Origin of the sequence: Xanthomonas sp. LMG 12459, from assembly GCF_009192905.1 — a bacterium.
Lineage (GTDB): Bacteria > Pseudomonadota > Gammaproteobacteria > Xanthomonadales > Xanthomonadaceae > Xanthomonas_A > Xanthomonas_A sontii.
In genome coordinates this window covers 1-23,400 of the sequence record NZ_NSGT01000094.1, presented here as the reverse complement: position 1 = coordinate 23,400, position 23,400 = coordinate 1, and the positions used below count along the sequence as shown (strand labels likewise).

The window sequence follows — 23,400 nt, the reverse complement described above, 5'->3', positions numbered from 1 at the left end:
CACGCGGCTGCTGGTCGGCGCCGCGGTGGGCGTCGGCGGCGATACCGAGCAGCGCATCGAACTGCTGGCCGCGGCCGGTGTGGACGTGGTCATCGTCGATACCGCGCACGGCCATTCGCAGGGCGTCATCGACCGCGTGGCTTGGGTCAAGAAGACCTACCCGCAGCTGCAGGTGATCGGCGGCAACATCGTCACCGGCGACGCCGCGCTGGCGCTGATGGACGCCGGCGCCGACGCGGTCAAGGTCGGCGTGGGTCCGGGTTCGATCTGCACCACGCGTGTGGTCGCCGGCGTCGGCGTGCCGCAGATCACCGCGATCGACATGGTCGCCGAGGCGCTGCAGGACCGCATCCCGCTGATCGCCGACGGCGGCATCCGCTACTCCGGCGACATCGGCAAGGCACTGGTCGCCGGCGCCTCCACGGTGATGGTCGGCGGCCTGTTCGCCGGCACCGAGGAAGCCCCGGGCGAGGTCGAACTGTTCCAGGGCCGCAGCTACAAGAGCTACCGCGGCATGGGCAGCCTGGGCGCGATGGAGAAGGGCAGCAAGGACCGTTACTTCCAGGACGCCTCCGACGCCGACAAGCTGGTGCCGGAAGGCATCGAAGGCCGCGTGCCGTACCGCGGTCCGCTCAGCGGCATCATCCACCAGCTGATCGGCGGCCTGCGCGCGACCATGGGTTACGTGGGCTGCGCCACCATCGAGGACATGCGCACCAAGCCCAAGTTCGTCACCATCACCGGTGCCGGCCAGCGCGAAAGCCACGTCCACGATGTGCAGATCACCAAGGAACCGCCGAACTACAGGATGGGCTGACGCCCATCCGGGAATGGGGAATCGGGAGTCGGGAATCGATGAACCAGCGTCTGCACCGCTTTGCCCATTCCCGATTTCCCGTTCCCGATTCCCGGCCCCAATGACCAACATCCACAGCGACAAGATCCTCATCCTCGATTTCGGTGCGCAGTACACGCAGTTGATCGCGCGGCGCATTCGCGAACTGGGCGTGTACTGCGAGATCTGGGCGTGGGACCACGATCCGGCAGAGATTGCCGGCTTCGGGGCGAAAGGCATCATCCTCTCCGGCGGCCCGGAATCGACCACGTTGCCGGGCGCGCCGGCCGCGCCGCAGGAAGTGTTCGACAGCGGCCTTCCGATCTTCGGCATCTGCTACGGCATGCAGACCCTGGCCGCGCAGCTCGGTGGCGCCACGGAAGCGGCGGACCAGCGCGAGTTCGGCCATGCCGAGGTCGAGGTGGTCGCTGCCGATGCGCTGTTCTCCGGGTTGACCGATCACGCAGGCGCGTCGCGTTTGAACGTGTGGATGAGCCACGGCGACCACGTGTCGCAGGTGCCGCCGGGCTTCACCATCACCGCCGTCACCGACCGCATCCCGGTCGCGGCCATGGCCAACGAGGCCAAGCGCTGGTACGGCGTGCAGTTCCATCCGGAAGTCACCCACACCCTGCAGGGCCAGACCCTGCTGCGCCGCTTCGTGGTCGACGTGTGCGGCTGCGCCACGCTGTGGACCGCGGCCAACATCATTGACGACCAGATCGCCCGCGTGCGCGCCCAGGTCGGCGACGACGAGGTGATCCTCGGCCTGTCCGGCGGCGTGGATTCGTCGGTGGTCGCCGCGCTGCTGCACAAGGCGATCGGCGACAAGCTGACCTGCGTGTTCGTCGACACCGGCCTGCTGCGCTGGCAGGAAGGCGACCAGGTGATGGCGATGTTCGCCGAGCACATGGGCGTCAAGGTGATCCGCGTCAACGCCGCCGACCGCTACTTCCAGGCGCTGGCCGGTGTCAGCGATCCGGAAGCCAAGCGCAAGATCATCGGCAACCTGTTCGTGGAGATCTTCGACGAAGAGTCGAACAAGCTCCGCAACGCCAAGTGGCTGGCGCAGGGCACCATCTACCCGGACGTGATCGAGTCGGCCGGCAGCAAGACCGGCAAGGCCCACGTCATCAAGAGTCACCACAACGTCGGCGGCCTGCCCGAGCACATGAAGCTGGGCCTGGTCGAGCCGCTGCGCGAACTGTTCAAGGACGAAGTGCGGCGCCTGGGCGTCGAACTCGGCCTGCCGCGCAGCATGGTCTACCGCCATCCGTTCCCCGGCCCCGGCCTGGGCGTGCGCATCCTCGGCGAAGTGAAGCGCGAATACGCCGAACTGCTGGCCAAGGCCGATGCGATCTTCATCGACGAGCTGCGCAAGGCCGACCTCTACGACAAGACCAGCCAGGCCTTCGCCGTGTTCCTGCCGGTGAAGTCGGTCGGCGTGGTCGGCGACGCCCGCGCCTACGAATGGGTGATCGCGCTGCGCGCGGTGGAGACCATCGACTTCATGACCGCGCACTGGGCGCACCTGCCATACGACTTCCTCGGCACGGTGAGCAATCGCATCATCAACGAACTGCGCGGCGTGTCGCGGGTGGTGTACGACATCTCGGGGAAGCCGCCGGCGACGATCGAGTGGGAGTGAGGTGACCTCCTTCGTGGGCGGCGCTGGCTGATCGGCGCGCCCTGAAGCAGGCTTGGCATTTCGGTAGTGTTCCCGCTCGCCTTCCAGCATCGAGTCCAGCAGGTCGCTGTCCGTCAGCTTGGTACTGCGTAGCTCCAGCGCCTGATACGGCGTGTCTTTCTTCGAAGAACCTCCCGCACCGTCAGCCCGGATGCGGCGATCGGCTCCACAAGTCGCTTCCGGCTTGGAGGTGTCTTGAGGTATTCGACGACCTGTGGGTGTGCTCCCGCGTCGCGGATCAGGGCGAGGCGTTGCGCGAGGTTTCGCATTCCGGGTTGTGGCAGATCACGGCCTTCATGACGCGGTCTTTGCCGCCTGGGTGGCTTCGACCGCGCCTGCGGCCGCCGCCAGTGCAGCGGCGGCCTGTGTGTCCTTGCGCTCGCTGTAGCGGTCGACCAGGTAGTCGCTGCGGCCGCGCACCAGATAGGTGAACTTCACCAGTTCCTCCATGACGTCCACCACCCGGTCGTAGTACGCCGATGGTTTCATGCGGCCATTGGCGTCGAACTCCTGCCAGGCCTTCGGCACCGACGACTGATTCGGGATGGTCACCATCCGCATCCAGCGCCCAAGCATGCGCAGCGCGTTGACCACGTTGAAGGACTGCGATCCGCCGCAGACCTGCATCACCGCGAGCGTGCGTCCCTGCGTCGGGCGGACGCTGCCTTCCTGCAGGGGCAGCCAGTCGATCTGGTTCTTGAAGACCGACGACACCGCGCCATGACGTTCGGGGCTCACCCAGACCTGGCCTTCCGACCACAGCGACGCGGCGCGCAGTTCCTGCACCTTCGGATGGTCCGGGCCGACGGCATCGACCATCGGCAGGTCGTGCGGATCGAAGACGCGGGTCTCGGCGCCGAAGTAGTCGAGCAGCCGTTGCGCTTCCAGTGCCAGCTTTCGGCTGTAGGACTCCGGGCGCAGCGATCCATACAGGATCAGGATGCGCGGCTTGTGCTCGGCATCGCCGGCGGCCAGGCGCGCGCGATCCGCTGCAGGCGCAAGCGTTGGGTCCAGATTGGGAAGGTCCATGATCGATTGCCTGGGTTCATTAATTCAATTATTCTAAAATAATGGAACATTTGACCGCAACCAAGGCATTGTCGGCATTGGGCCACGAGACCCGTCTGGCCATCTTCCGGCTGCTCGTCCAGGCCGGACCGGCGGGCAAGCTGGCGGGCGAGATCGCCAGCGCGCTGACCCTGCCGGGGCCGACCCTGTCCTTCCACCTGAAGGAGTTGGCTGCTGTCGGAATGATCCGCGCCGAGCAGCGGGGCAGGACGGTCTGCTATCGAGCCGAGTTCGACACGATGACGCGCCTGCTCGATTACCTGACCGAGAACTGCTGCGGCGGCGACGCAGGTTGTGGAGAGCGACGGATTTGCTGACGCTTGACGATTCGATGCGGGATGGCTGCGACATGAGCGTGGACACGGCTCATGTCGCGCCGACGGCGCATCGCCAGGCTGCCGCCAACCGCCGTGTCGTTCTTCTGCACATACCGAGGTGATGTCATGGACGTCGTGATCAGCCTGTCGCAGTTCGATCCGCAGACGGAAGAACTGCTGCAGTCCTCGGGGTTGCCGACCTCCGACCTGATCGCCGGTCACGCGTCGCGACAGTTCCTTGCCGCGCGTCGGGGTGGGCTGGTCGGTACGGTGGCTGTCGAATTCCATGGCGAACATGGCGTGCTGCGTTCGTTGTGCGTCGCGGACGGGCATCGCGGTGATGGCCTCGGGCGTCGGCTGGTTCGGGAGGCAGAGCGCCTGGCTATGCAGCGTGAGGTGCTTGCCTTGTATCTGCTGACCACGACAGCGCAGGATGTGTTCGCCGCCATGGGCTACGTACAGTGCGACCGACGGCAGGTGCCGCCGCTGGTCGTGACGTCGAGCCAGTTCGAACGCCTCTGTCCGTCCAGCGCCGTCTGCATGTCGAAGCGCCTGTGATCCAGGCGCTGCCTTTTCATCACTAAAGGAAGTCGATGACCGTGACAGCGACCATCGTTTCGGCCAGTCCCGTGCATGCCCAGCGCATCGCGGACATCTACAACCACTACATCGCCAACACATGCGTCACGTTCGAACTGGATCCCGTGACGTCGGCCGACATGGCCAGGCGCATTGAAGACGTCCAGCGCGTCGGCCTTCCGTGGCTGGTGGCGCTGGTGGGCGACGAGGTTGCCGGGTATGCCTACGCCACACAATGGAGAGCGAGAAAGGCGTACCAGCGTTCGGTGGAATCCACGATCTACCTGGCTGATGGGCATCGCGGGCGAGGGCTGGGCGCTGTTCTGTATGGCGTGCTGCTGGAAACACTGCGACGGCTGGAGTTGCACGTGGTCATCGGCGGTGTCGCTCAGCCGAACGATGCAAGTGCCCGGCTGCACGAGGCGCTGGGGTTCAAGAAGGTCGCGCACTTCGAGCAGGTCGGTTACAAGCTCGGCCGTTGGGTGGATGTCGCTTACTGGCAGTTGCTTCTTCCAGCCGCGCCCCACGAAAACGGGGTCTGACTAGCGACGCTGGTAGACGACGCCCTGAACCAAGACCTGATCTTGCTCCGGCGCCTCATCGAAACGTCGATGCGCTTCGGCAATGGCGCGTTGATTCTCGTTCGCCCAATGGACCAGCGCCATGACCGGCTTCAATAGCGTGCGTCCAAGGTTGGTCAGTGCGTAATCGACGCGCGGAGGGATCGTCGGATACAACGTGCGCGTGACCAGTCCGTCGCGCTCCAGTCCGCGCAGGGTCAGCGTCAGCATGCGCTGGGAAATGCCGTCGATGCCACGCTTCAATGCGTTGAAGTGCTGCGGGCCGTTCGCCAGCATGGCGACGATGTAAGGACTCCACTTGTCACCGATGCGATCCAGGATTTGATGCGTCGCCAGGCAGCCCCCCGCATCAGGTGCAGGGACGTCGACAGGTGGGTCGATGTGACCAGGTGACATCTGGTCACGCGTGTGCCGGCACGGCGCTGCGCTTGGACGGCGCATTGCCAGGACACGCCTCCCAGCGCAGATCGCCGGTGTAGCGCGACGCCATGCGGCCCTGGTCGTCCAGCGCGAACAGATGCAGCCAGCGATTGTCGAACAGCGCGCGAACCTGCGGGTGACGTTCGAGAATGTCGGTGATCGCCTCAGTTGGTGCCTCGATCAGCACGGAAAGCCGCAACGGTTCGTGGATGAGCCGTTCGCCGTCGTGGACCGATTGCCAGGGGAGTCCGCCGCGCAGCAGGCCGCCGTTGCCCTCCACCACGCCGATGCCGCCGGTGACGTTGTGCAGCAGCTTGTTGCCGGCGCCGAAGACCTCGGGCGCGACGGTCGAGCCGTAGTACTGCAGGCTGATCCAGCTGGCGACCACGACCGGTGCGGTCAGGATCAATTCCAGCACACCGAAACCTTCGTCGCGCCGCCAATCGTAGTCGTGCAGGAAGGCGCGTCCTGCCAGGTCGCGCCCGGCCGTGCGCGCGCGCGGCGCGGCGATGAAGGCCTGGCAGCCGGCCAGCGCCCATTCCGGGCGCAGCTCGGCCCAGTCGCGGGCGCGAGGCGCGATGTCCTGGCTGCGCTGCGCGCGTGGCAGGCGCAGCGCGCGCTCGCCGCGCGCCAGTGCGCCGGCGGAGTGCAGCCAACGCGCCGCCTGGTCGAGGTCGGCGGCATGCGCGCGCGAAGCATGGTCGGCGCTGTAGAGCGTGACCGCATCGGTCGTGGTGTCGTGCAGGGCGCCGACGAACAGCGTGTCGGCGGGAATGGCGATGCCGCGTTCGGCAAGCCCGGCGCGCACCTCGGGGTCGTTGAGCAGCGCGGCGAGCAGCCGCGCGTTCACTTCGCCCGAGTAGCCGCCGCAGGCGCCGCAGTGCAGGGCGCTGGCGTGCGGATTGTTGACCACGTTTGCCCCGTGGCCGGCGATCACGACAAGTCGGGCGAACCCAGTGGTGAGCGACATCGCGGTGAGGATGCGCGTGGCCATGGTCAGCCGTGTGTCGAGGTCGAGCGCCTCGGCCGGGCGCGGCGCGGGATCGTTCGGCGCCGAGTGCCGCGCCAGTCCCAAGCCATCGCGCAGCAGCTTGGCGACGTAGATCGGGCCGGTGGCCTCGACGAAGGCGAACGAGGAAATGGCGGCCAGCTTGAAGCGCCCCCAGGCCCGCTTCGCGCGGGCCGCGATCCGCGCGGCGAGGTCCGCCTCGGCCACCGAGGGCGTCGCCGCTCCCGCGCAGGTGTGCACCGCTGGTGTCAGCAGCACCGGAAGGCGTGCCTCGACCACGTCCGAAGCGAACCGCCGATGGCCAATGCCCAGCCCGAAGAAGCCGGCGAATCCGAGCGTCTGGATGCCGGCATCGAGGCTTTCCAGCGCGCGGCGGAACACTTCCGAGCGTACGTCGATGCAGAAGGCCATCTGCAATGTCATCCGGTCAGGGGCGACCGGGGCCGAGGCGGGCGCTGCAAGCACGCTGCCCAGCCGCCGCTGTGCGGCTCGTTCGGCCGCTTCCTGCAGGATGCTGTCGACGACGTCGTCCGAAGTCGCTGCCACCGGCGTGGCGTAAGCGGCGATGGCGCTTCGCCACTCGGGCGCGATCTCCGAACCGAACTTGCCCAGCAGCGCGGCTTCCCAGCTGATGCGGATGGCGAGCAGATCGGTGACGCAGGCATCGGTTCCGCTGCTCAACTCCGCTTGCCAGAGCCGATACCGCGCAACCTGGCTCCAGCCGCCCAGCGTGGTCAGCAGACGGTGGAAATAGTCCTCCAGCGCGTCTGGCGCGAGGCCGAGGCGGGCGACCCCCTCGACGATCGCTTCTTCGGCAGTCGCTGGCGCGTCTGCCACCTGCTGTGCGAATCGGGTGAGCCCGGCGATTTCCGGCGTCAGATCGTGTGTCGCCACGAGTCGCCACGCGCTGTAGGCGCCCCCGGATTGTCCGGCGACCCACAGCGCCTGGCCCTGATCGAAATAGGCGGCGGCCCAGTGCCCGATGCGCTCTTCGACGATGCCCGGCCAGTCGATCGCCGAAACGTCGCGGGCCAAGTCGGCGACGGTCGGAATTGCCTGCGGGGCAGGGTGCATGGCATCGGCGGCGAGTTTGAGCGCGGCCACCGTCGGCGGACGCAGCGCCGCCGGCGCGTTGTGCCAGGCCGCCTGCAGATCCTCTGCGGCGATCTCGCCGGACTGCAGTCGCTGCGTATACCAGGCACGCGGCATGGTCATGGCGATGCCGGCGGCGCGCCGCAGCCGCGCCGCCGCGATCGGCAGCGGTTCGCCGGTCTGGCCGAGGAAGGGGTTGACCGCCACGCTCGAGGCGAGCGGCCAAAGCGGGGGAATGGCCCGCGCCGCACGCGCGGCGGCGGCGATGATCAGCTCGTGAGACAAGGACGGTGCATCGGTGGTGGTCATCAGCATGGGGGTGTCCTGGCGGTAAAGGGTCACGAGGTCTTGCGGACGGACCAGCCGCCGAGCAGACGATCGAGCGTGGCGTTGGCGTACAGGCCATTGGCGAGATGCACGCGCAGTCCGGCAGCGGCCGGGTGCGAGGCCCACAGCGGGAACAGCGCCTGCGCCACCGCAACCAGGCCGAAGCTCAGCACCGCCAGCGCCATCAGCGCCCACTCCAGCCGACCCGGCGCCGGCGTCGCCGGCAGCACCCCCGTGGTCAGCCATTCGGCTGCGGTCTGTAGCGCGAAGTAACCGACCGCGGCGGCGCTGGCGTAGAGCGCGGTCTTTCGGGTGAGCGGACGCGGCGCGGCATCGGCCAGACCCTGGGCCAGCAGATAGGCCACACCGAAGATCAGGATGGCGCCCAGGGCCAGGGCCTGCGGCGACTTGTGCCCGAAGCCGAAGGCGAACCCGAAGGCGGCGCCGATCCCGACATAGATCGCCAGCGCGATCAGGAAGGCGCGGCCGACCGCGGCCCCATTGGGCACGGCGACCGGCCCGGGCCGGCGAATGGACGCCACCTGCTCGACGGCGCCGCCGGAGGCCAGGAAGGCATGGGCCTTGTAGAGCGAGTGCGCGACGATGTGCAGCAGTGCCAGCGGGAACAGCGCCAGCCCGCACTGCAGGATCATGAAACCCATCTGCGCGACCGTGGACCAGGCCAGCGAGGTCTTGACCGCGGGTTGGGTCAGCATCACCAGCGCGCCGAATAGTGCGGTGAACCCGCCCAGCATTGCCAGCACGGCGAGCACGCCGGGGGCCGCCAGCATCAGGTCGGCGAAGCGGATCAGCAGGAAGCCGCCGCCGTTGACCACGCCGGCATGCAGCAGCGCCGACACCGGCGTGGGCGCCTCCATCATCTCGGTGAGCCAGCTGTGGGTCGGGAACTGCGCCGATTTCAGCACCGCGGCCAGCGCCATCAAGGCGGCCGCCGCGGTAAGGGCCCCGCCATGCTGGCCGTTCCGCGCCAGTGTGTTGATGGTGGCGATGTCGGTGGTGCCCAGGCTGTTCCAGACCAGCGCGGCCGCACTCACCAGGGCGATGGCGCCGATGCTGGAGAACAGGCGCTTCTTGCGCGCGGCGCGTTGCGCGGCCACACGCTGGGGATAGAACAGCAGCAAACGATTGAGCGCGATGCTGGTGGCGATCCAGGCCAGCACGACCTGGACCAGGTTGCCGGCCTGCACGAGTAGCAGCACCGCGGCGAGCGCGACGCAAAGCCAGCCGGTGAAATAGCCCTGCCGCGCTTCGCCATCCAGATAGGTGCGGGTGTAGCGCACCACGATCCAGCCGACGAAGGCGACCAGCAGCAGCATCGTGGTGCTCACCGCATCGAGCCGGACCGACAGGCCGATGCCGCTCCATCCGATAAATGCGCTGCCGTCAGCGCCGCGGGCGATCAGCAGCGCCAGCGAGGCGATGGCGACGAGCAGTGCGCCGAGCGCGGCACGTTCGGCGAAGGCGGGGAGGAAGCGGGGGCGTCGGCCGCTGCGGACAAAGCCGAACACGGCCGCGACCAGCAGCAGGAGTGGGGCAGAGAGCGGCAGCAGATAGAGCGACAAGGCAATCCCCTTGGATCGAGCGCAGTGGCGGGCGGCGCCACGATAGCGATCGGCGGGGTCGAACAAAAATTCATTGTTTTCACGATATCGTTCGTTATTATCGAACGATGGCTGCTCTGAACTACAACCACCTGCGTTACTTCTGGGCCGTGGCCCACGACGGCAACCTGACCCGCACTGCCGAGCGGCTCAACCTCACGCAGTCCGCCTTGTCGGTGCAGATCCGCAAGCTGGAGGAGCGTTTGGGCCATGCACTGTTCGAGCGGCGCGGGCGGCAATTGCACCTGACCGAGGCGGGGCAGATCGCGCTGGACCACGCCGATGCGATCTTCGCCACCGGCGACGAACTGCTGGGCACGCTGCGGCAGACCGGCGCCGCGCGGCAGGCGCTGCGGGTCGGCTCGCTGGCCACGCTGTCGCGCAACTTCCAGCTGGAGTTCCTGCGGCCGCTGCTCGGCCGAACCGATATCGACCTGATCCTGCGCTCGGGCAGCGCCGGCGAACTGCTGCGGGCGCTGGAGGCGCTCAATCTCGACGTGGTCCTGCTCAATCAGGCGCCGCCGGGCGACGCGCTGACCCCGTTCGTCACCCATCGGCTCGCCGAGCGACCGGTCAGCCTGGTGGGCACGCCGGATCGGCTGGGTCATGCCGCCAGCATCGCCGATCGGCTTCGCCAGCATCCCATCATCCTGCCGACGGTGGACAACAGCGTGCGCGCGGGATTCGACGCCCTGGCCGATCGCCTGGGCGTGCGCCCGCAGATCGTGGCGGAAGTGGAGGACATGGCGATGATGCGCCTGCTGGCGCGCGAGGACATCGGCCTGGCCGTGCTCCCGCCGATCGTGGTCAAGGACGAGATCGCCGCCGGCGTGCTGGTGGAGGGCGATCAATTGCCGGACATCGTGGAGACCTTCCACGCCGTGACCATGGCGCGGCGGTTTCCCAATCCGTTGGTGCGGCTCCTGCTGCAGCCCACCGCTGCGCCAGCAGATTCCTAGCGCCAGCGACGGACGTGGCAATGCCGCCGCCGATCCGTCGCCGGCGGTCGCTGGGTGGCGGCCGACCCGCCCAAGGCACCGCGACAGCACATGCCGAAGTTCAGCAGTCACGTCGTGCGGAGCCTTGGGGGGCAGGTCGAGGGACACGACGTGGCGCGGGCTATTTGACAACATGCTGTCAAATAGACAGGATGATGCATGGCTGCGGAAAACCTTCCCTTGCTGGTTCGCGAGCTGGTGCTGGCGGTGTTCGCCACCAACGGCCGCCTGGTCGACATGGGCAACCGGTTGGTGCGCCCGATCGGGCTGACCACCGCCTGGTGGCAGGTGCTCGGTGCGCTGGGCTACTCGCCGGTGCCGCTGCCGGTCGCGCATATCGCCCGCAACATGGGCCTGACCCGGCAGGCGGTGCAGCGTGTGGTCGAGTTGCTGGCCGAACACGGGTTCGTCGTATTCGAGACCAATCCGCACCATGCGCGCGCCAAGCTGGTGGTGTTGACGCAGGCAGGACGCGCAGCCCTGGGCGCCGCCGAAGCCGCTGTCGCGTCGCTCGACCAGCACCTGATCGACCGACTGGGTGCCGAGCGCGTCAGGACCGCCATCGCGGTGCTCCTGGACATGCGCGACGCCCTCGACCAGTCGCTGGCCGAATGAAGCGCGCAAGCCTGCGCGCGGCAGGATTCAACCCAAGGAGAGACCATGGCGCTTGCCCCGCATCCCGACGGCTTCGATACGGACGTCATCATCATCGGTGGCGGGCCAGTCGGCCTGACCACCGCCTGCGCGTTGGCGCACCACGGGGTGCGATTCCGCATCTTCGAGCAACGTACGCAGCCCAAGCCGCATTCGCGCGCCAACAATCTCTGGGCGCGCCCGCAGGAGCTGCTGGCGAGCATCGGCATCCGCGATGCCCTGGCCGAGCGGGCGTACCGGATCACCCGGATCAACACCCTGTTGAACGGCAAGACAGTGGATCCGATCGACATCGCGCAGGTCGCCAGTCCGTATCCGGAGGTGCTGTACAGCGGCCAGGACGTCATCGAGAACGTGCTTGCCCGGCGGATCGAGACCGGCGGCGCAGCGCTCGAACGAGGCCGCAAGGTGGTCGGCTTCGAGCAGGATGCGGACGGGGTCAGCGTGACGATCGCGACGGTGAACGACGACGGTGAGCCGGTCGAAGGGCGCCCGGTCGAGCGCCTGCGCTGCCGCTACCTGGTGGGCGCAGACGGCGCCGAAGGCTTCGTGCGCAAGCAGATCGGCGCGGACTTCGCGACGGAAAAGCTGCCCCACTGCATGAACCGCCAGCTCGACGCGAAACTGCGCTGGCGCCGCTCCACCGATTTCGATCACCTCTGGTTCTTCTATTACCCCAAGGGCTTCTGCGGCGTGCTGCCGGTGTGGGAGGGCTACCACCGGCTGTTCTTCCTGTCCGACGACGCGGGCATCCCCGATCGCGATCCGACCCTGGAAGAACTGCAGGCCATCGCGCGCGAGGTCACCGAGGACGAGACGCTGGAGCTCAGCGATCCGATCTGGATCACCCACAGCCGCTTCCAGCATGGCGTGACCTCGCGCTACGCCGATGGACGCGTGTTCCTGGTCGGCGATGCTGGTCATCTCACCTTGCCCGCGGGCGGCCAGGGCATGAACGCCGGGCTGCAGGATGCGGTCGGCCTGGCATGGCGGCTGGCGATGGCGCTCGACGGCAAGGCCGCACCGGTGCTGCTGGAATCCTACGGGCTGGAGCGCGGCGGCGAACACCGCCGGCTGGATGCGCAGCAGGAAAAGGGCTTCCGCAACAGCGTGTATCGCGGCGTTATCAAGGATACGGCCATGGGGATCGCCGCCAGTTTCCTGCCCAACATCGGTGCCCTGATTCAGGGCACCGACGATCTCCAGCAACTGTCCGTCGCCTATCCCGACAGCCCCTTGAACGAAGACCACCTCAAGGGATTGCGGGAGATCGTGCACCGACGCGTTCCGCATCCTGGCGACCGCGCACCGGATGCGGCCGTCATCGCCCAGGACGGTGCGTCCACGACGCTGTTCGCGCATCTCTACAACCCCGATGGCGTGACGTGGGGCTGGGCCTTGCTGCTGTTCGATGCCCGGCAGCAGGACGCCTTGATGGCGATGCGTGATGCGTTGGCGCAGCTCCAGGCGTGGGAGTGGATCCGGCCCCGGTTGATCCTCGGCAAGACGGTACCGCAGGCCGGCGACGCCACGGCGCTGTTCGACCTGGATGGGGTGGCACATGGCGCCTACGGCATCGAAGGCGATCCCGCGATGGTGCTGGTGCGGCCCGACGGTCATATCGCCTTCCGCGGCCCGCTAGACGCGCCGCAACGGCTGCGCGCGTACTGCGCCAGGATCTTTGGAGAGTAGCGCGAGCACCTACGCTCTCCGTATCTGTCGCCCCGTGCGTAGGCCGCGAGCGCTATGCCACAGTGCGCCTAAGGCGCGTATTCAAGGTGGATGAGTGGATAGGGCTTGCCCTGGTGGTCGCGCGGGGACCGGCCTGTGCGCCTGAAGCCCATCCTTTCGTAGAAGCCGACAGCCTGATGATTCTGTTCGTTGACGTGCCTCGTCACGATCCTCTTGCGCATGACCGTGTTGCGTGGGTGCCGTCCAAGGCGGCGGCTCGCGCTGACGTGGAGCAGGTGCGCCGCGTGTCCTGAGATCTGCAGATCGCATGGCGCCGGATAGTGCAGGGGCTGGACCTCGCGTGAGTAGGATCGGGATCGGTGCCGGCGCGGAGCGCTGGCGCCGAGGGCTGCGTCCCAAGACATTCCAAACGCAGCTTCGGCTGCAGACCTTGATGCACGTCGCACACGCTTCACGCGGCACCTATGCCAACATGGCCTTCCGACGGACCGTGGCGGCCGTGCTTTCGGCGGATCTCGGTGTCATTCATGACGAATCGTCTCCAGTGTTATCCATTAACACCGCTGCGGCGATCGTAGATAGGTGCACGTGTACCGAGAACTGGCTCAGGCCCAGCGTGATGCGCAACTGGATGCGGAGCAGCGTAAGGCGTTGCTGATGATCGCGTCTGGGGCGCCCATGGCCGAGTGCCTGGATGCGCTCACCGATGCCGTCGGCCGGCTTGTTCCCGACGCCCGCGCCTGTGTGCTGCTGGCGAGCCGGGACCGCCGCACGATGGGCGATGGTTACTCGTCGCACTTTCCTCCTGCATTCGCCGCGGCCATCCGCGGCCTGCCGATCGGGGAGGCGCTCATCGGCACCTGCGGCACCGCCATCCACGAGGGGCATCCGGTCGAGTGCGAGGACGTGGAACATGCGTCGCAGTGGGCCGCACCCTGGCGCTCGCTTTGCCTGGAAAACGGCATTCTGGCGTGCTATTCGCACCCGGCGATCGGGCAGGGCGGCAAGGCGGTCGGATCGTTCTTCCTGTGTCTTTCCGAGGCGCGGCAGGCCAACGCGTGGGAGCGCAAGGTCGCCGAATTCGGCGCACTGGCGACCAGCATCGTGGTGGAGCGGGAACGGGCAGCCGCGCATCTGCGCAAGGAAATGGCCGCGCTCGCCCGGCTGCAGGAATTGAGTGCCGAACTGGTCGGGCCAGGGGAGTTCGAGCCGCTGCTGCAGAAGATCCTTGCCGCGGCCGCCGACATCTCGGGCACCGACAAGGGCAATATCCAGATCTTCGATCCGGTCAAGAAAACCCTGCGGATCGTCGTGCATCAGGGCCTGGGGGCGCGGCTGGTCGAGCATTTCCGCGAGGATGGATGGGACGCCAGTTGCGGGAAAGCGGCAAAGCAGGTGCAGCGCCTGGTCGTGGCCGACGTGGAGAAGCTGGAAGGTCTGCAGGGGACGTTGGGTCTGGAGATCGTAATGGAGGACCAGATCCGTTCCATCCAGTGCACGCCATTGCTCAGCCGCGATGGTCGGCTGCTGGGCATGCTCAACAACCATTACCGCTGGCCGGGCGGCCCCGACCCGGACGCGCTGCGCTACATCGACCTGCTCGCCCGGCAGGCCGCCGAACTGGTGGAGCGCCATCAGATCGAGGCGGAGCTGGCGCAGGAGCGGCGACGCAAGGACGAGTTCCTGGCCATGCTTGCGCACGAACTGCGCAACCCGCTGGCGCCGTTGCGCAACATGCTGGAAGTGCTCAAGCGCTCGCATGGCAACGAAGCGCTGTCGCGGAAGGCGCACGAGGTCATGGAACGGCAGGTACGGCAGCTGGTGCGCTTGGTGGACGACCTGCTCGACGTTAATCGCATCAAGCAGGGAAAACTGGAATTGCGGCGCGAGTCGCTGCTGCTGGCCGAGGTGATCCAGCAGGCCGTCGAGGTCTGCCGTCCTGCATTGGACCAGCAGCGGCATCGCTTGCGCGTGGTGTTGCCGGAGACGCCGCTGCCCTTGCAAGGAGACCCGGTCCGTCTCACCCAGGTGTTCGGGAATCTGCTCACCAACGCGTGCAAGTACACGCCACCCGGGGGAGACATCGAGGTGCGGGTCGAGGCGGGCGCGGGCAGCGTCGAGGTCGTGGTCGCGGACAACGGATCCGGCATTCCGCCGGACAAGGTCGATGCCATCTTCGAACTGTTCACCCAGGTGGACCGGACCCTGGAGCGTGCGCAAGGTGGACTCGGCATCGGCCTGATGCTGGTTCGGCGGCTGGTCGAGATGCACGGCGGCACCGTCGAGGCGCGCAGCGAGGGGGCCGGCAAGGGCAGCGCGTTCGTCGTGCGGCTTCCCTGCGACGCCGCGCCGGTTGCCGTGTCGGCCACGGGGGATGTCCGGCCGGCACAAACGATGCGCCGGATCCTGGTGGTCGACGACAATGCGGATATCGCGCTGGCGCTGGCCGCCCTGCTGGAACTGGACGGACACGCTGTGCGCACCGCTGGCGGCGGAGAGGAAGCGCTGGCGATCGGTGCGCGCATGCGCCCCGAGGTCATCCTGATGGACATCGGCATGCCCGGCATGGACGGGCACGAGGCGTGCCGCCGCATTCGCGATTGCCACTGGGGCAAGGACATCACCATCGTCGCGCTGACCGGCTGGGGGCAGGACAGCGATCGCCGCGATTCGGCGCATGCAGGGTTCGACGCGCACCTGGTCAAACCGGTGGGGTTTGCCGAGTTGCACGGACTGTTTGCCGGGCTCGACTGACTTGGTCAGGTCCAGCGTACGCGCACGTCGCGTCTGGTGCGTTGTGGCCATGGGCGGACGGGCAGCCGAGACAAACGGCTACACCTGCCATGATCGCGCCTGCGCGATTCGCCCGGCGTAGACCGATACCGCAGTGGAATCCGAGCGCGCGTCATCCTGTGCGCGTTGATGCTGGCGGCGCGAAGGTTTCCGGCCATACCAGCGAGCGGTGAACCTGCGCGCCGGCCATGGCGCCGCTGCCCACGGCCAATGACAGCGAATGCGGCGCTTTCGCCAGGTCGCCGCAGGCGAAGACGCCGGCGACCGAGGTCCCATGCTCGGCATCGATGCGGACCTGGGTGCCCATTGGCGTCTCCTCCAGCACGCAGCCCATGGCCTCGGCCAGGGGACAGGACGGGGTGGTGCGTGTCGCCGTGAACAGGCCGGCGAAGACCAGGCGCCGACCGTCGGCCAGGACCACGTCGGCATGCCCCTCGATCCTGTCGATGGGCGCCTCCTCGATCGCCACGCCGCGGCCGCTCAGAAGAGCCCTGGCCGCGTCGTCGAGCTGCAGTGCGCCGTTGACGAGTAAGGTCACATTGCCCCACTCGGTGAGCAGTTCGGCTTGGTGCACGGACAGCGGGCCGGCACCGACGATGCCGATGCGTCCCTGGTCCAGTTCGTAGCCGTGGCAGTACGGGCAGTGGAAGACGGCCGTGCCCCAGCGTTCGGCGAGGCCGTCGACGGCCGGAAGCTGGTCGGCCACGCCGGTGGCGAGCAGGATCCGGCGACCCTGGTGGGTGCCGCCATCGGAGGTGGTCACCCGGAAGACGTCCAAGGATCCAGTGGCGGTCAGGGCGTGTGCGTCCAGCCACGTCAGCGTCGGATAGGCGCTGAGCTGCTGGCGCGCGGTCGCCGCGATGGTGCCAGGCGGCACGCCGTCCTGGCCGAGGAAGCCATGTGCATGGTGGGCCGTGCGATTGCGGCGCTGGCCCGCATCGATCACTAGCACGGAACGCCGCGCTCGCAGCAGTTGCAGGGCGGCGGCCATGCCCGCATAGCTGCCGCCGATGACGATGATGTCGTGGTGCATGCCTAACTCCTCGTCCGTCGTGCCGCCGCATGCCGGCGCGCGAAGTCGGCGGCCAGGTCGGCAAGGGTGATGTCCGAAAGCCGCTTCAACAGCAACGCCTCTGCCTCTGCGAACGTTCCCTCGAGTGCGGCATTCACCGCTTGCTCAACCAGGCACTCCGGGGATTCGTGGCGATTGCCGATGGCGAACAGCGCCGGTTCGCCCAGCGCTTCATGCAACTGGCGCAGGGTGACCGTGGCCAGGTCGGCATGGATGCGCCATCCACCCGCGTGCCCGCGATCCGAGGTCACGATGCCGGCTTCGCGCAAGTACCCCATGGTCCGCCGGACCACGACGGGATTGGTGCCCAGGCATTGGGCCAGGGCGTCGGAGGTCATGGGACCATCGTGCTCGGCCATGTGCAGCAGGGCATGCAGGACAGAGGACAGGCGGCTGTCGCGTTTCATGTAACTAATGATGTTTCGAAAGTTGCGGCAGGTCAAGCGTGGTTGCGTCCCGGCGCTGTCGATCGCGTTCAACGGGGTGTGCCGCGAACATGTGCGCGTCTGGCGCCCGCAACGCACGGCGAGTGCGATCGAAACAGCGGCGAGCTCCGGCACGACGCTTGTTCATCGTGGACAGGCAACGACCTGATCTCTCGCCATGGCGGCGATGCTGTTTGTCGACCGCTTCCCGGCCCGGACCACGTACCTTGATCCCGCCTGAGATGCAGGCGGAATTCCCCGGGTGGGAAAGGATCGATGCAATGGAAACGAAGGCGAAGGGCTTGGCAATCGTGGTCGCAGCGGGACTGGCGCTGTCATTTCAGGCGCAGGCGCAGTCCTGCTGCCCCTCCGGCGGGCATGGGGTGGTGGGCAAGGGGCTGGGCGAAAGCGTGCCCAAGGCGCTGAATCTCGCGACGGATTCGGCTTGGCGCGTCTATGAGTTCTCGCGCGATGGCGTGAACTACCTGCAGATCAACGACGCCAGCGGCGTGGTCCGTGCCGCGGTCGGCCGCATCGGCAAGACCTTGTGGGTGCTGCCGATGGGCAGCGACGTGGGGCGGGTCTCGCTGACGGCATCGCCTGCGATGCCGTCGCGCGTGATCTACCGGACGGTCGATGTGGTGGTGCGCCTGCACTCGGATGCACGCGGTGACGCGTGGGAGGTCACGGCGGTGGAGTGAGGCTGCCGGAGGCCGGGCTTTCGGACACCAGAAAGCTGAAGCTCAACGCATGGCGGCGCCGGCAGGTGCCGCCATGCGCCTGCAGGCGGACCGCCAGTTCCCGCTCGGGCGCTTCCGGACGGCGCCGCAACGCGCTCAGCATCGCCGCATCGGCGGTGATGCGGATGGCGATGCCCTGTCGTCCTTGCGCACGCCATACCCGTGCGCGCAGCAGATGCGTGTGGGCCACGGGCAGGGTCTCGATGGCGTCGAGGATGCAGCGATAGGCCACCAGTTGCAGACCCAGCGAGAGGCGTCGCGGATCGCCATGCAGGCGGCAGCGGAACTCCGTGGCGCACAGGTTGGCGAAGGTCGGCGAGTGCAGCGTGTGGTACAGGCCGTGCGTCTCGATGCCGAGCGGGTAGAGCGCGGTGACGTATTCGTCCAGCAACTGCGCCTGGATCACGCCGGTGCGGGTCATCTGCATGGCGGCGGCGTAATGGCCGCGTGCGCGCAGATCCTCCACCACATCGCGGCGCAGCTTGTTGATCTGGGTGCTGAGGTCGGTGTAGTCGACCACCCGTCTGCGCAGCGTGCGTTCGGCGGAGAGGTAGCCGGCCTGTGCGAAGGCCAGCGCCTGTTCGCGCAGGCGTCCGTCGTCGCGCATGTGCCGATAGGCGGCGGAAATCCGTGATCCGAACGCGAACATCACCGTGGCGGTGGCGGCGAGCAGGATCTGCACCACGAACGCATCGGCATCGTGCATGCCCGGTGCGACGATCTTGGGCATGGACAGGGCTACCGCAACGTTCGCCATGACCACGCCGAGCGCCGCGCCCCGCCAGCCATGGCGCAGCGTCAGTACGATCGCCGGGACCACCAGCAGGACCATCAGCAACTGTCGCAGCAGCGCGTCGCCGGCCACGGCGATCGACGCCGACAGCACGACGACCACGGCGATCGACGCCAGCCCCTCGCGCAACAGCGAGGCCCGCAGTCGCGTGGGTTCGTCCCGGCGCAGCCACAGCAACGCCGGCAGCACGAACATCAAGGTGCCCAGGTAGTCGCCAAGCCAGTAGCGCAGCAGCACATCGAGCGGCGCCGGCCCGGCGGGGCCGCCCAGCGCGGTGTTGATCGCGATATTGCAGAGCGTGCTCCACAGCGCGGTCGCCAGCGTCAGCGGCAGCAGCCAGTGATCGTTGCGTGCCAGCTCAGGCACCCGCTGACGCGCCAGGACCGGCAACAGCGACACGGCGGGCATCAGCAGGAACGGACTCAGGTATGCCCAGGTGGCACTCGCGCCCCAGGTCTCACTCATGGGAATGCGCAATGTCAGCAGCGCGGCGGCATCGCCGGCCAGCAACCACGGCCAGCGCCGTGCGGGCAGGAACAGCAGGCTCGCGACGCGCACGCCGGCCGGCAGATACCACTGGTCCACGGAACACCGCCAGGCCAGCAGGAAGGCGGCGCAGTAAGTGGCGCTCAGTAGAACGCCTTTGGCGATATCTCTTGCCGCGGCCATTCCCGCCATCCGTGGTATGTCGCGGCTACTGTATAAGCCGGATCGGCGGCGAGGGTAGACAGTTGGCGGTGTCGACGACAGTGTGAAATGCGTCGCAGGTGCGCGACGCATGCAGGCGAATGCCGGGGGTTCTTTCGCCCGGATTCGCGAGCCGGCAAGGGGGCGCTTGCAGTCGTGCCGCTGTTTCGTCTGCGTGATGCTGCGCGTCGCTCGTGCAGGCGGCAGCATGTCTTCCACCGCTTCGATGTCGAGCCACGCGAGCATGGCTAGGTGCGATGATGCATGGCCACGTGCTCCTCGAAAGTGACTGCGACAGCAGGGCAAGGATGTGCGCCAGCAAACCTGAAACGTCCTGCCACAACGGATGCGGCATGATCACTGCAGGTGCGTCGCGGAGGCATTCCGAGAGCGTCCGATACTCCTGCGTGACCGAATCGGATTGATGCCGGCGACGTGCGGCCGAGCCTGTGCGGCAGCGCTCGATCATCGCGTCGGGAGTGGCGGCGGAGACGCGTCGTCGGGCGGACTACCGACGGGGCCGATGACAGGCGTAGCATCGCGCCATGGCGTCCATGCATCGACCTCCCGTTTCCGCATTGCGCGGTCTGGTGACAGCGGTGTGGGCGCACGAGCCCGCACCGGTGTCTGCGGCCGTGTGGCTGCCTGCGCGCGAGCACGTGCTGCCGACCGGTGCCACGCATCTCGCCGTGCGGATCGGCGGTGCACCGTTGCGGGTGTTCGATCACGCGGACGACCTGTGCGGCCATTGCCTCGGCCACGCGGTGGTGGGTGGGGTACGCACGGCGTATCACGTGCGCGATGTCACGCAGCCTGCGGTCTCGGTCGGTGCGATGTTGCGTCCAGGCGCCACCAGCGTGTTGCTCGGTGTGCCCGAATCCGCCTTGGCCGGGCATCACACGCCGCTGGAGCTGCTGCTGCCTGCCGGCGAGGTCGATGCGCTGCTGGAGCGGTTGCACGCATGCGCCGAGGCGCCGGCGCGCCTGGCTGCCTTCGAACGGTGGCTGGTCGACCGCGCCGGCGGCCGCCCGCCCGTGCGGCATCCGGCGCTGTGCGTGCTGCGTTCCGGTGGCTGGCATCCGGACGTGCGCGTGGAGACCCTGGTGCGCGCCAGCGGACTCAGCCATCGGCATTGCATCGCCATGTTCCGGCAGGCGACCGGTCTGGCACCGAACGCCTGGCTGCGGCTGCAACGCTTCTCGCGCGCGCTGGACCTGGCGTGCGACCGCTCGCTGGGCTGGGCCGACATTGCCGCCGCCAGCGGCTTCGCCGACCAGGCGCACCTGGCCAACACCTTCCGCAGCGTGGCCGGTGTCACCCCGTCCGCCTGGCGGCGGGCGGCCGATCCCGCCGCCCCCCGGCATGTGCCGCGCTGATCGCGGCGCAGGTCAATTTCCTGCAAGACGCGGCGCACCCAGGGTTCCACAATCGGCACCTGGCCCACACGAGGACATGCCATGGCGATCCACGAACTGTATGCCTATCTGTGCGTGCGCGACGCCGCTGCTGCGATGGCGTTCTACGCCCGTGCGTTCGGTGCGCGCGAACTGTTCCGCCTTACCGAGCCCGATGGACGGATCGGCCATGCCGAGGTGGATCTGGATGGCCACACCCTGATGCTGTCGGAGGAGTATCCGGACATGGGCGTACGCAGTCCCGAACACCTTGGCGCCACGCCGGTCACGCTGCACCTGCACGTGGACGATGCCGACGCGCTGGTCGCCCGCGCGCTCGCCGCCGGCGGCACGCTCGAGCGCGGCATGCAGGACCACTTCTACGGCGAACGCTCCGGCACCGTGCGCGATCCCTTCGGCCACCGCTGGCTGATCGGCCATGCGATCGAGTCGGTGACGCCGGAGGAGATGCAGCGGCGCTATACGGGGCTGTTCGCGAAGGCAGAGACAACCTGAAAAGCCGGCCATTGCCCGCGCCGTTGCGCGCCTGTTCGCATTGGCGGGAACGCGGGTTGCCGTCGTCGCTGCCGATGCGCTGAATCACTGCCTCGGGCCGTCGCAACGCCCGCATGCGTCGCGTTTCGCTTGCGCGGCGATGCGGTCGTCGCATGTACGCAGGCACGACACCGACGACGCTAGGCTCGCGCCATCTCGACAGTTCTCAGACAAGAGGAGCCATCCCGATGACCGAGACGAACCAGCACGTCCTGCAGGTCGCGAACGCCGCCATCGCCGCCGGCGATTACGAAGGCTTTCTCGCCCATTGCACCGAAGATACGACCTGGCACTTCATCGGCGAGCGCACATTGCGGGGCAAGCAGGCGGTCAGGGAGTGGATGGCCGAGGCCTACCGGCAGCCGCCGCAGTTCGACGTTCGTAAGTACATCATCGGCGACGGCCACGTCGTGGCCCTCGGCCAGATCACGCTCGAGACTGGCGACGCCGGGACGTCGTTGTTCTCCTACTGCGATGTCTGGCGGTTTCGCGATGGGCGGATGGCGGAACTGGAGGCGTACGTGGTGCCGCTGGCTGCAGCCCAGGACAGGTAGCGACGCGCATGTGTTCGGGCGTCCGTTCGCAGCGCGGCCATCCTGTCCGCGTCTGCGCACGGCGTCGGTGGCGGGATCGCTCAGTGCAGCAAGGTGTCCGCCAGTAGCTTCAGATTGAGCACCACGATCAGCGCGGCGATCGTCCAGGCCAGCCAGGCCAGCCCGCGGCGCACCACCAGTGGTCCCATCCGCTGCTTGTCGGTGACGAAGCGCACCAGCGGGATCACCGCGAACGGCAACTGCATCGACAGCACCACCTGGCTCAGCACCAGCAGCTTGGCGGTGCCCTGTTCGCCGTACAGCGAGGTCACCGCGACCACCGGCACGATCGCCAGGCCGCGGGTCAGCAGGCGCCGCGCCCATGGCGGCAGGCGCAGATGCAGGAAGCCCTCCATCACGATCTGCCCGGCCAGGGTGGCGGTGACGGTGGAGTTGATGCCGGAAGCCAGCAGCGCCACCGCGAACAGGGTCGAGGCCAGGCCGACGCCAAGCATCGGCGCGAGCAGTTCGTGGGCCTGTTCGATCTCCTGCACGTCGGTGCGGCCGTGCGCGTGGAACACCGCGGCGGCCAGGATCAGGATCGCGGCGTTGACGAACAGCGCCAGGCTCAGCGCGATGGTGCTGTCGGCCAGCGCCCAGCGCAGCGCCGAGCGGCGGCCCTGGTCGGTGCGCTCGTAGGCGCGGGTCTGCACGATCGAGGAATGCAGGTACAGGTTGTGCGGCATCACCGTCGCGCCGATGATGCCGATCGCCAGGTACAGCGCGGCCGGATCGGTCACCACCTGCGCACGCGGGATGAAGCCTGACAGCACCTCGCGCAGCGGCGGCGCGGCCAGCACGATCTGCACCAGGAAGCAGGCGAAGATCACCGTCAGCAGGGCGATCACGAACGCTTCCAGCGCGCGGAAGCCGCGGCGCATCAGGAACAGCACCAGCAGCGCGTCGATCGAGGTGATGATCGCGCCAGCGGTGAGCGGGATGCCGAACAGCAGCTTCAGCGCGATCGCCGTGCCGATCACTTCGGCCAGGTCGCAGGCGACGATGGCCGCTTCGCAGGCCAGCCACAACAGGAAGTTCACCGGCTTGGAGTAGTGCGCACGGCAGGCCTGGGCGAGGTCCAGCCCGGTGGCGATGCCCAGGCGCGCGGCCAGGCCCTGCAGCACGATCGCCATCAGGTTGGACAGCAGGATCACCGACAGCAGCAGGTAGCCGAAGTGCGAACCGCCGGCGATGTCGGTCGCCCAGTTGCCCGGATCCATGTAGCCGACCGAGACCATGTAGCCGGGCCCGAGGAAGGCCAGGAAGCGGCGCCAGCCCAGGCCGCTGCGCGGCACGGCCACGCTGGCATGCATCGCGCCCAGGCTGGGACGCGCCTCGCCACGGCTGGCGTGCGCGGCAGCGGAACTCGGCAGGGGCAGGGGGGCGGCCATGGCAATGACACGTGGGGCTGTCCTTTATACACATCTGACGCGGCCGGCGACCTTACGGGTTTCGAGTCTGGTGGTG

Annotated in this window: 21 protein-coding genes and 1 pseudogene; 13 read left to right on the top strand and 9 right to left on the bottom strand. The window is 67.8% G+C overall.

Annotated features, from left to right (window positions below; all coding sequences use genetic code 11):
• Positions 1-817: IMP dehydrogenase (locus CEK65_RS18535; protein ID WP_193314835.1), on the top strand; the 817-nt coding region annotated here is incomplete at its 5' end.
• Positions 818-917: 100 nt separating this feature from the next.
• Positions 918-2,483: a glutamine-hydrolyzing GMP synthase gene (gene guaA / locus CEK65_RS18530; RefSeq protein ID WP_010342916.1), complete on the top strand. Its 1,566-nt coding sequence runs from the start codon at positions 918-920 to the stop codon at positions 2,481-2,483.
• A gap of 333 nt (positions 2,484-2,816) precedes the next feature.
• Here the strand turns inward: guaA and arsH are convergent, their stop codons facing one another.
• A complete protein-coding gene (gene arsH / locus CEK65_RS18525) occupies positions 2,817-3,551 on the bottom strand; it encodes an arsenical resistance protein ArsH (protein ID WP_152182618.1) in 735 nt (244 codons plus the stop codon).
• Between the two features lie 41 nt (positions 3,552-3,592).
• On the opposite strand from arsH, the gene CEK65_RS18520 reads away from it, so the two are divergent.
• The 3 genes from CEK65_RS18520 to CEK65_RS18510 all read left to right on the top strand — a co-directional run bounded on the left by CEK65_RS18520 (position 3,593) and on the right by CEK65_RS18510 (position 5,028).
• Complete coding sequence (locus tag CEK65_RS18520) at positions 3,593-3,907, top strand: metalloregulator ArsR/SmtB family transcription factor (protein ID WP_017914549.1); 315 nt, start codon at positions 3,593-3,595, stop codon at positions 3,905-3,907.
• A 126-nt stretch (positions 3,908-4,033) separates the two neighbouring features.
• The gene (gene arsN2, locus CEK65_RS18515; protein WP_152182617.1) at positions 4,034-4,465 is read left to right on the top strand and encodes an arsenic resistance N-acetyltransferase ArsN2; all 432 of its coding nucleotides are present in this window, start codon (positions 4,034-4,036) and stop codon (positions 4,463-4,465) included.
• A 41-nt stretch (positions 4,466-4,506) separates the two neighbouring features.
• On the top strand, positions 4,507-5,028 hold the full coding sequence (locus CEK65_RS18510) for an arsinothricin resistance N-acetyltransferase ArsN1 family B (RefSeq protein WP_152182621.1): 522 nt from the start codon (positions 4,507-4,509) through the stop codon (positions 5,026-5,028).
• Here the strand turns inward: CEK65_RS18510 and CEK65_RS18505 are convergent, their stop codons facing one another.
• Genes CEK65_RS18505 through CEK65_RS18495 form a run of 3 tightly spaced genes read right to left on the bottom strand, consistent with a single transcriptional unit; the run spans position 5,029 to position 9,498 of the window.
• Positions 5,029-5,463 carry a helix-turn-helix domain-containing protein gene (locus tag CEK65_RS18505; protein ID WP_152182616.1) on the bottom strand — a complete coding sequence of 145 codons (435 nt, stop codon included), beginning with the start codon at positions 5,461-5,463 and terminating at the stop codon, positions 5,029-5,031.
• Positions 5,464-5,467: 4 nt separating this feature from the next.
• Positions 5,468-7,903 (bottom strand): DUF2309 domain-containing protein, encoded by a 2,436-nt coding sequence (locus CEK65_RS18500; protein ID WP_152182615.1) that lies wholly within the window; start codon positions 7,901-7,903, stop codon positions 5,468-5,470.
• Between the two features lie 23 nt (positions 7,904-7,926).
• Positions 7,927-9,498 (bottom strand): proton-conducting transporter membrane subunit, encoded by a 1,572-nt coding sequence (locus tag CEK65_RS18495; RefSeq protein ID WP_152182614.1) that lies wholly within the window; start codon positions 9,496-9,498, stop codon positions 7,927-7,929.
• Positions 9,499-9,605: 107 nt separating this feature from the next.
• On the opposite strand from CEK65_RS18495, the gene CEK65_RS18490 reads away from it, so the two are divergent.
• The 3 genes from CEK65_RS18490 (at position 9,606) to CEK65_RS18480 (ending at position 12,881) form a co-directional block, all read left to right on the top strand.
• Positions 9,606-10,496, top strand: a complete 891-nt coding sequence (locus CEK65_RS18490) for a LysR family transcriptional regulator (protein WP_152182613.1) — start codon at positions 9,606-9,608, stop codon at positions 10,494-10,496.
• Positions 10,497-10,694: 198 nt separating this feature from the next.
• Positions 10,695-11,150 carry a helix-turn-helix domain-containing protein gene (locus tag CEK65_RS18485; protein ID WP_043091274.1) on the top strand — a complete coding sequence of 152 codons (456 nt, stop codon included), beginning with the start codon at positions 10,695-10,697 and terminating at the stop codon, positions 11,148-11,150.
• Positions 11,151-11,195: 45 nt separating this feature from the next.
• The gene (locus tag CEK65_RS18480) at positions 11,196-12,881 is read left to right on the top strand and encodes an FAD-dependent monooxygenase (RefSeq protein ID WP_148828997.1); all 1,686 of its coding nucleotides are present in this window, start codon (positions 11,196-11,198) and stop codon (positions 12,879-12,881) included.
• A 68-nt stretch (positions 12,882-12,949) separates the two neighbouring features.
• Here CEK65_RS18480 and CEK65_RS21240 read toward each other — a convergent pair.
• Positions 12,950-13,087 (bottom strand): annotated as a pseudogene (locus CEK65_RS21240) (GNAT family N-acetyltransferase); the annotation flags it as partial.
• Positions 13,088-13,469: 382 nt separating this feature from the next.
• Here CEK65_RS21240 and CEK65_RS18470 point away from each other — a divergent pair.
• The gene (locus CEK65_RS18470) at positions 13,470-15,635 is read left to right on the top strand and encodes an ATP-binding protein (RefSeq protein ID WP_043091275.1); all 2,166 of its coding nucleotides are present in this window, start codon (positions 13,470-13,472) and stop codon (positions 15,633-15,635) included.
• A gap of 151 nt (positions 15,636-15,786) precedes the next feature.
• On the opposite strand, the gene CEK65_RS18465 is transcribed toward CEK65_RS18470, so the two are convergent.
• Together CEK65_RS18465 and CEK65_RS18460 are read right to left on the bottom strand one after the other, a co-directional pair.
• The gene (locus tag CEK65_RS18465; protein WP_017913847.1) at positions 15,787-16,707 is read right to left on the bottom strand and encodes an NAD(P)/FAD-dependent oxidoreductase; all 921 of its coding nucleotides are present in this window, start codon (positions 16,705-16,707) and stop codon (positions 15,787-15,789) included.
• Between the two features lie 2 nt (positions 16,708-16,709).
• Positions 16,710-17,153: an Rrf2 family transcriptional regulator gene (locus CEK65_RS18460; RefSeq protein ID WP_043092084.1), complete on the bottom strand. Its 444-nt coding sequence runs from the start codon at positions 17,151-17,153 to the stop codon at positions 16,710-16,712.
• A 299-nt stretch (positions 17,154-17,452) separates the two neighbouring features.
• Here CEK65_RS18460 and CEK65_RS18455 point away from each other — a divergent pair, with 299 nt between their 5' ends.
• Complete coding sequence (locus tag CEK65_RS18455; protein ID WP_152182612.1) at positions 17,453-17,872, top strand: hypothetical protein; 420 nt, start codon at positions 17,453-17,455, stop codon at positions 17,870-17,872.
• Here CEK65_RS18455 and CEK65_RS18450 read toward each other — a convergent pair.
• Positions 17,856-19,373: an MASE1 domain-containing protein gene (locus CEK65_RS18450; RefSeq protein WP_193314833.1), complete on the bottom strand. Its 1,518-nt coding sequence runs from the start codon at positions 19,371-19,373 to the stop codon at positions 17,856-17,858. The genes CEK65_RS18455 and CEK65_RS18450 overlap by 17 nt on opposite strands.
• A gap of 563 nt (positions 19,374-19,936) precedes the next feature.
• Here CEK65_RS18450 and CEK65_RS18445 point away from each other — a divergent pair.
• The 3 genes from CEK65_RS18445 (at position 19,937) to CEK65_RS18435 (ending at position 21,894) form a co-directional block, all read left to right on the top strand.
• Entirely contained in the window at positions 19,937-20,767 is an 831-nt protein-coding gene (locus tag CEK65_RS18445) for an AraC family transcriptional regulator (protein ID WP_343192926.1), read from the top strand.
• Between the two features lie 81 nt (positions 20,768-20,848).
• On the top strand, positions 20,849-21,301 hold the full coding sequence (locus tag CEK65_RS18440; protein WP_043092081.1) for a VOC family protein: 453 nt from the start codon (positions 20,849-20,851) through the stop codon (positions 21,299-21,301).
• Positions 21,302-21,528: 227 nt separating this feature from the next.
• Complete coding sequence (locus CEK65_RS18435; protein WP_152182611.1) at positions 21,529-21,894, top strand: nuclear transport factor 2 family protein; 366 nt, start codon at positions 21,529-21,531, stop codon at positions 21,892-21,894.
• 80 nt (positions 21,895-21,974) lie between these two features.
• Here the strand turns inward: CEK65_RS18435 and CEK65_RS18430 are convergent, their stop codons facing one another.
• Entirely contained in the window at positions 21,975-23,324 is a 1,350-nt protein-coding gene (locus CEK65_RS18430; RefSeq protein ID WP_017913854.1) for an Nramp family divalent metal transporter, read from the bottom strand.
• Between the last annotated feature and the right edge of the window lie 76 nt (positions 23,325-23,400).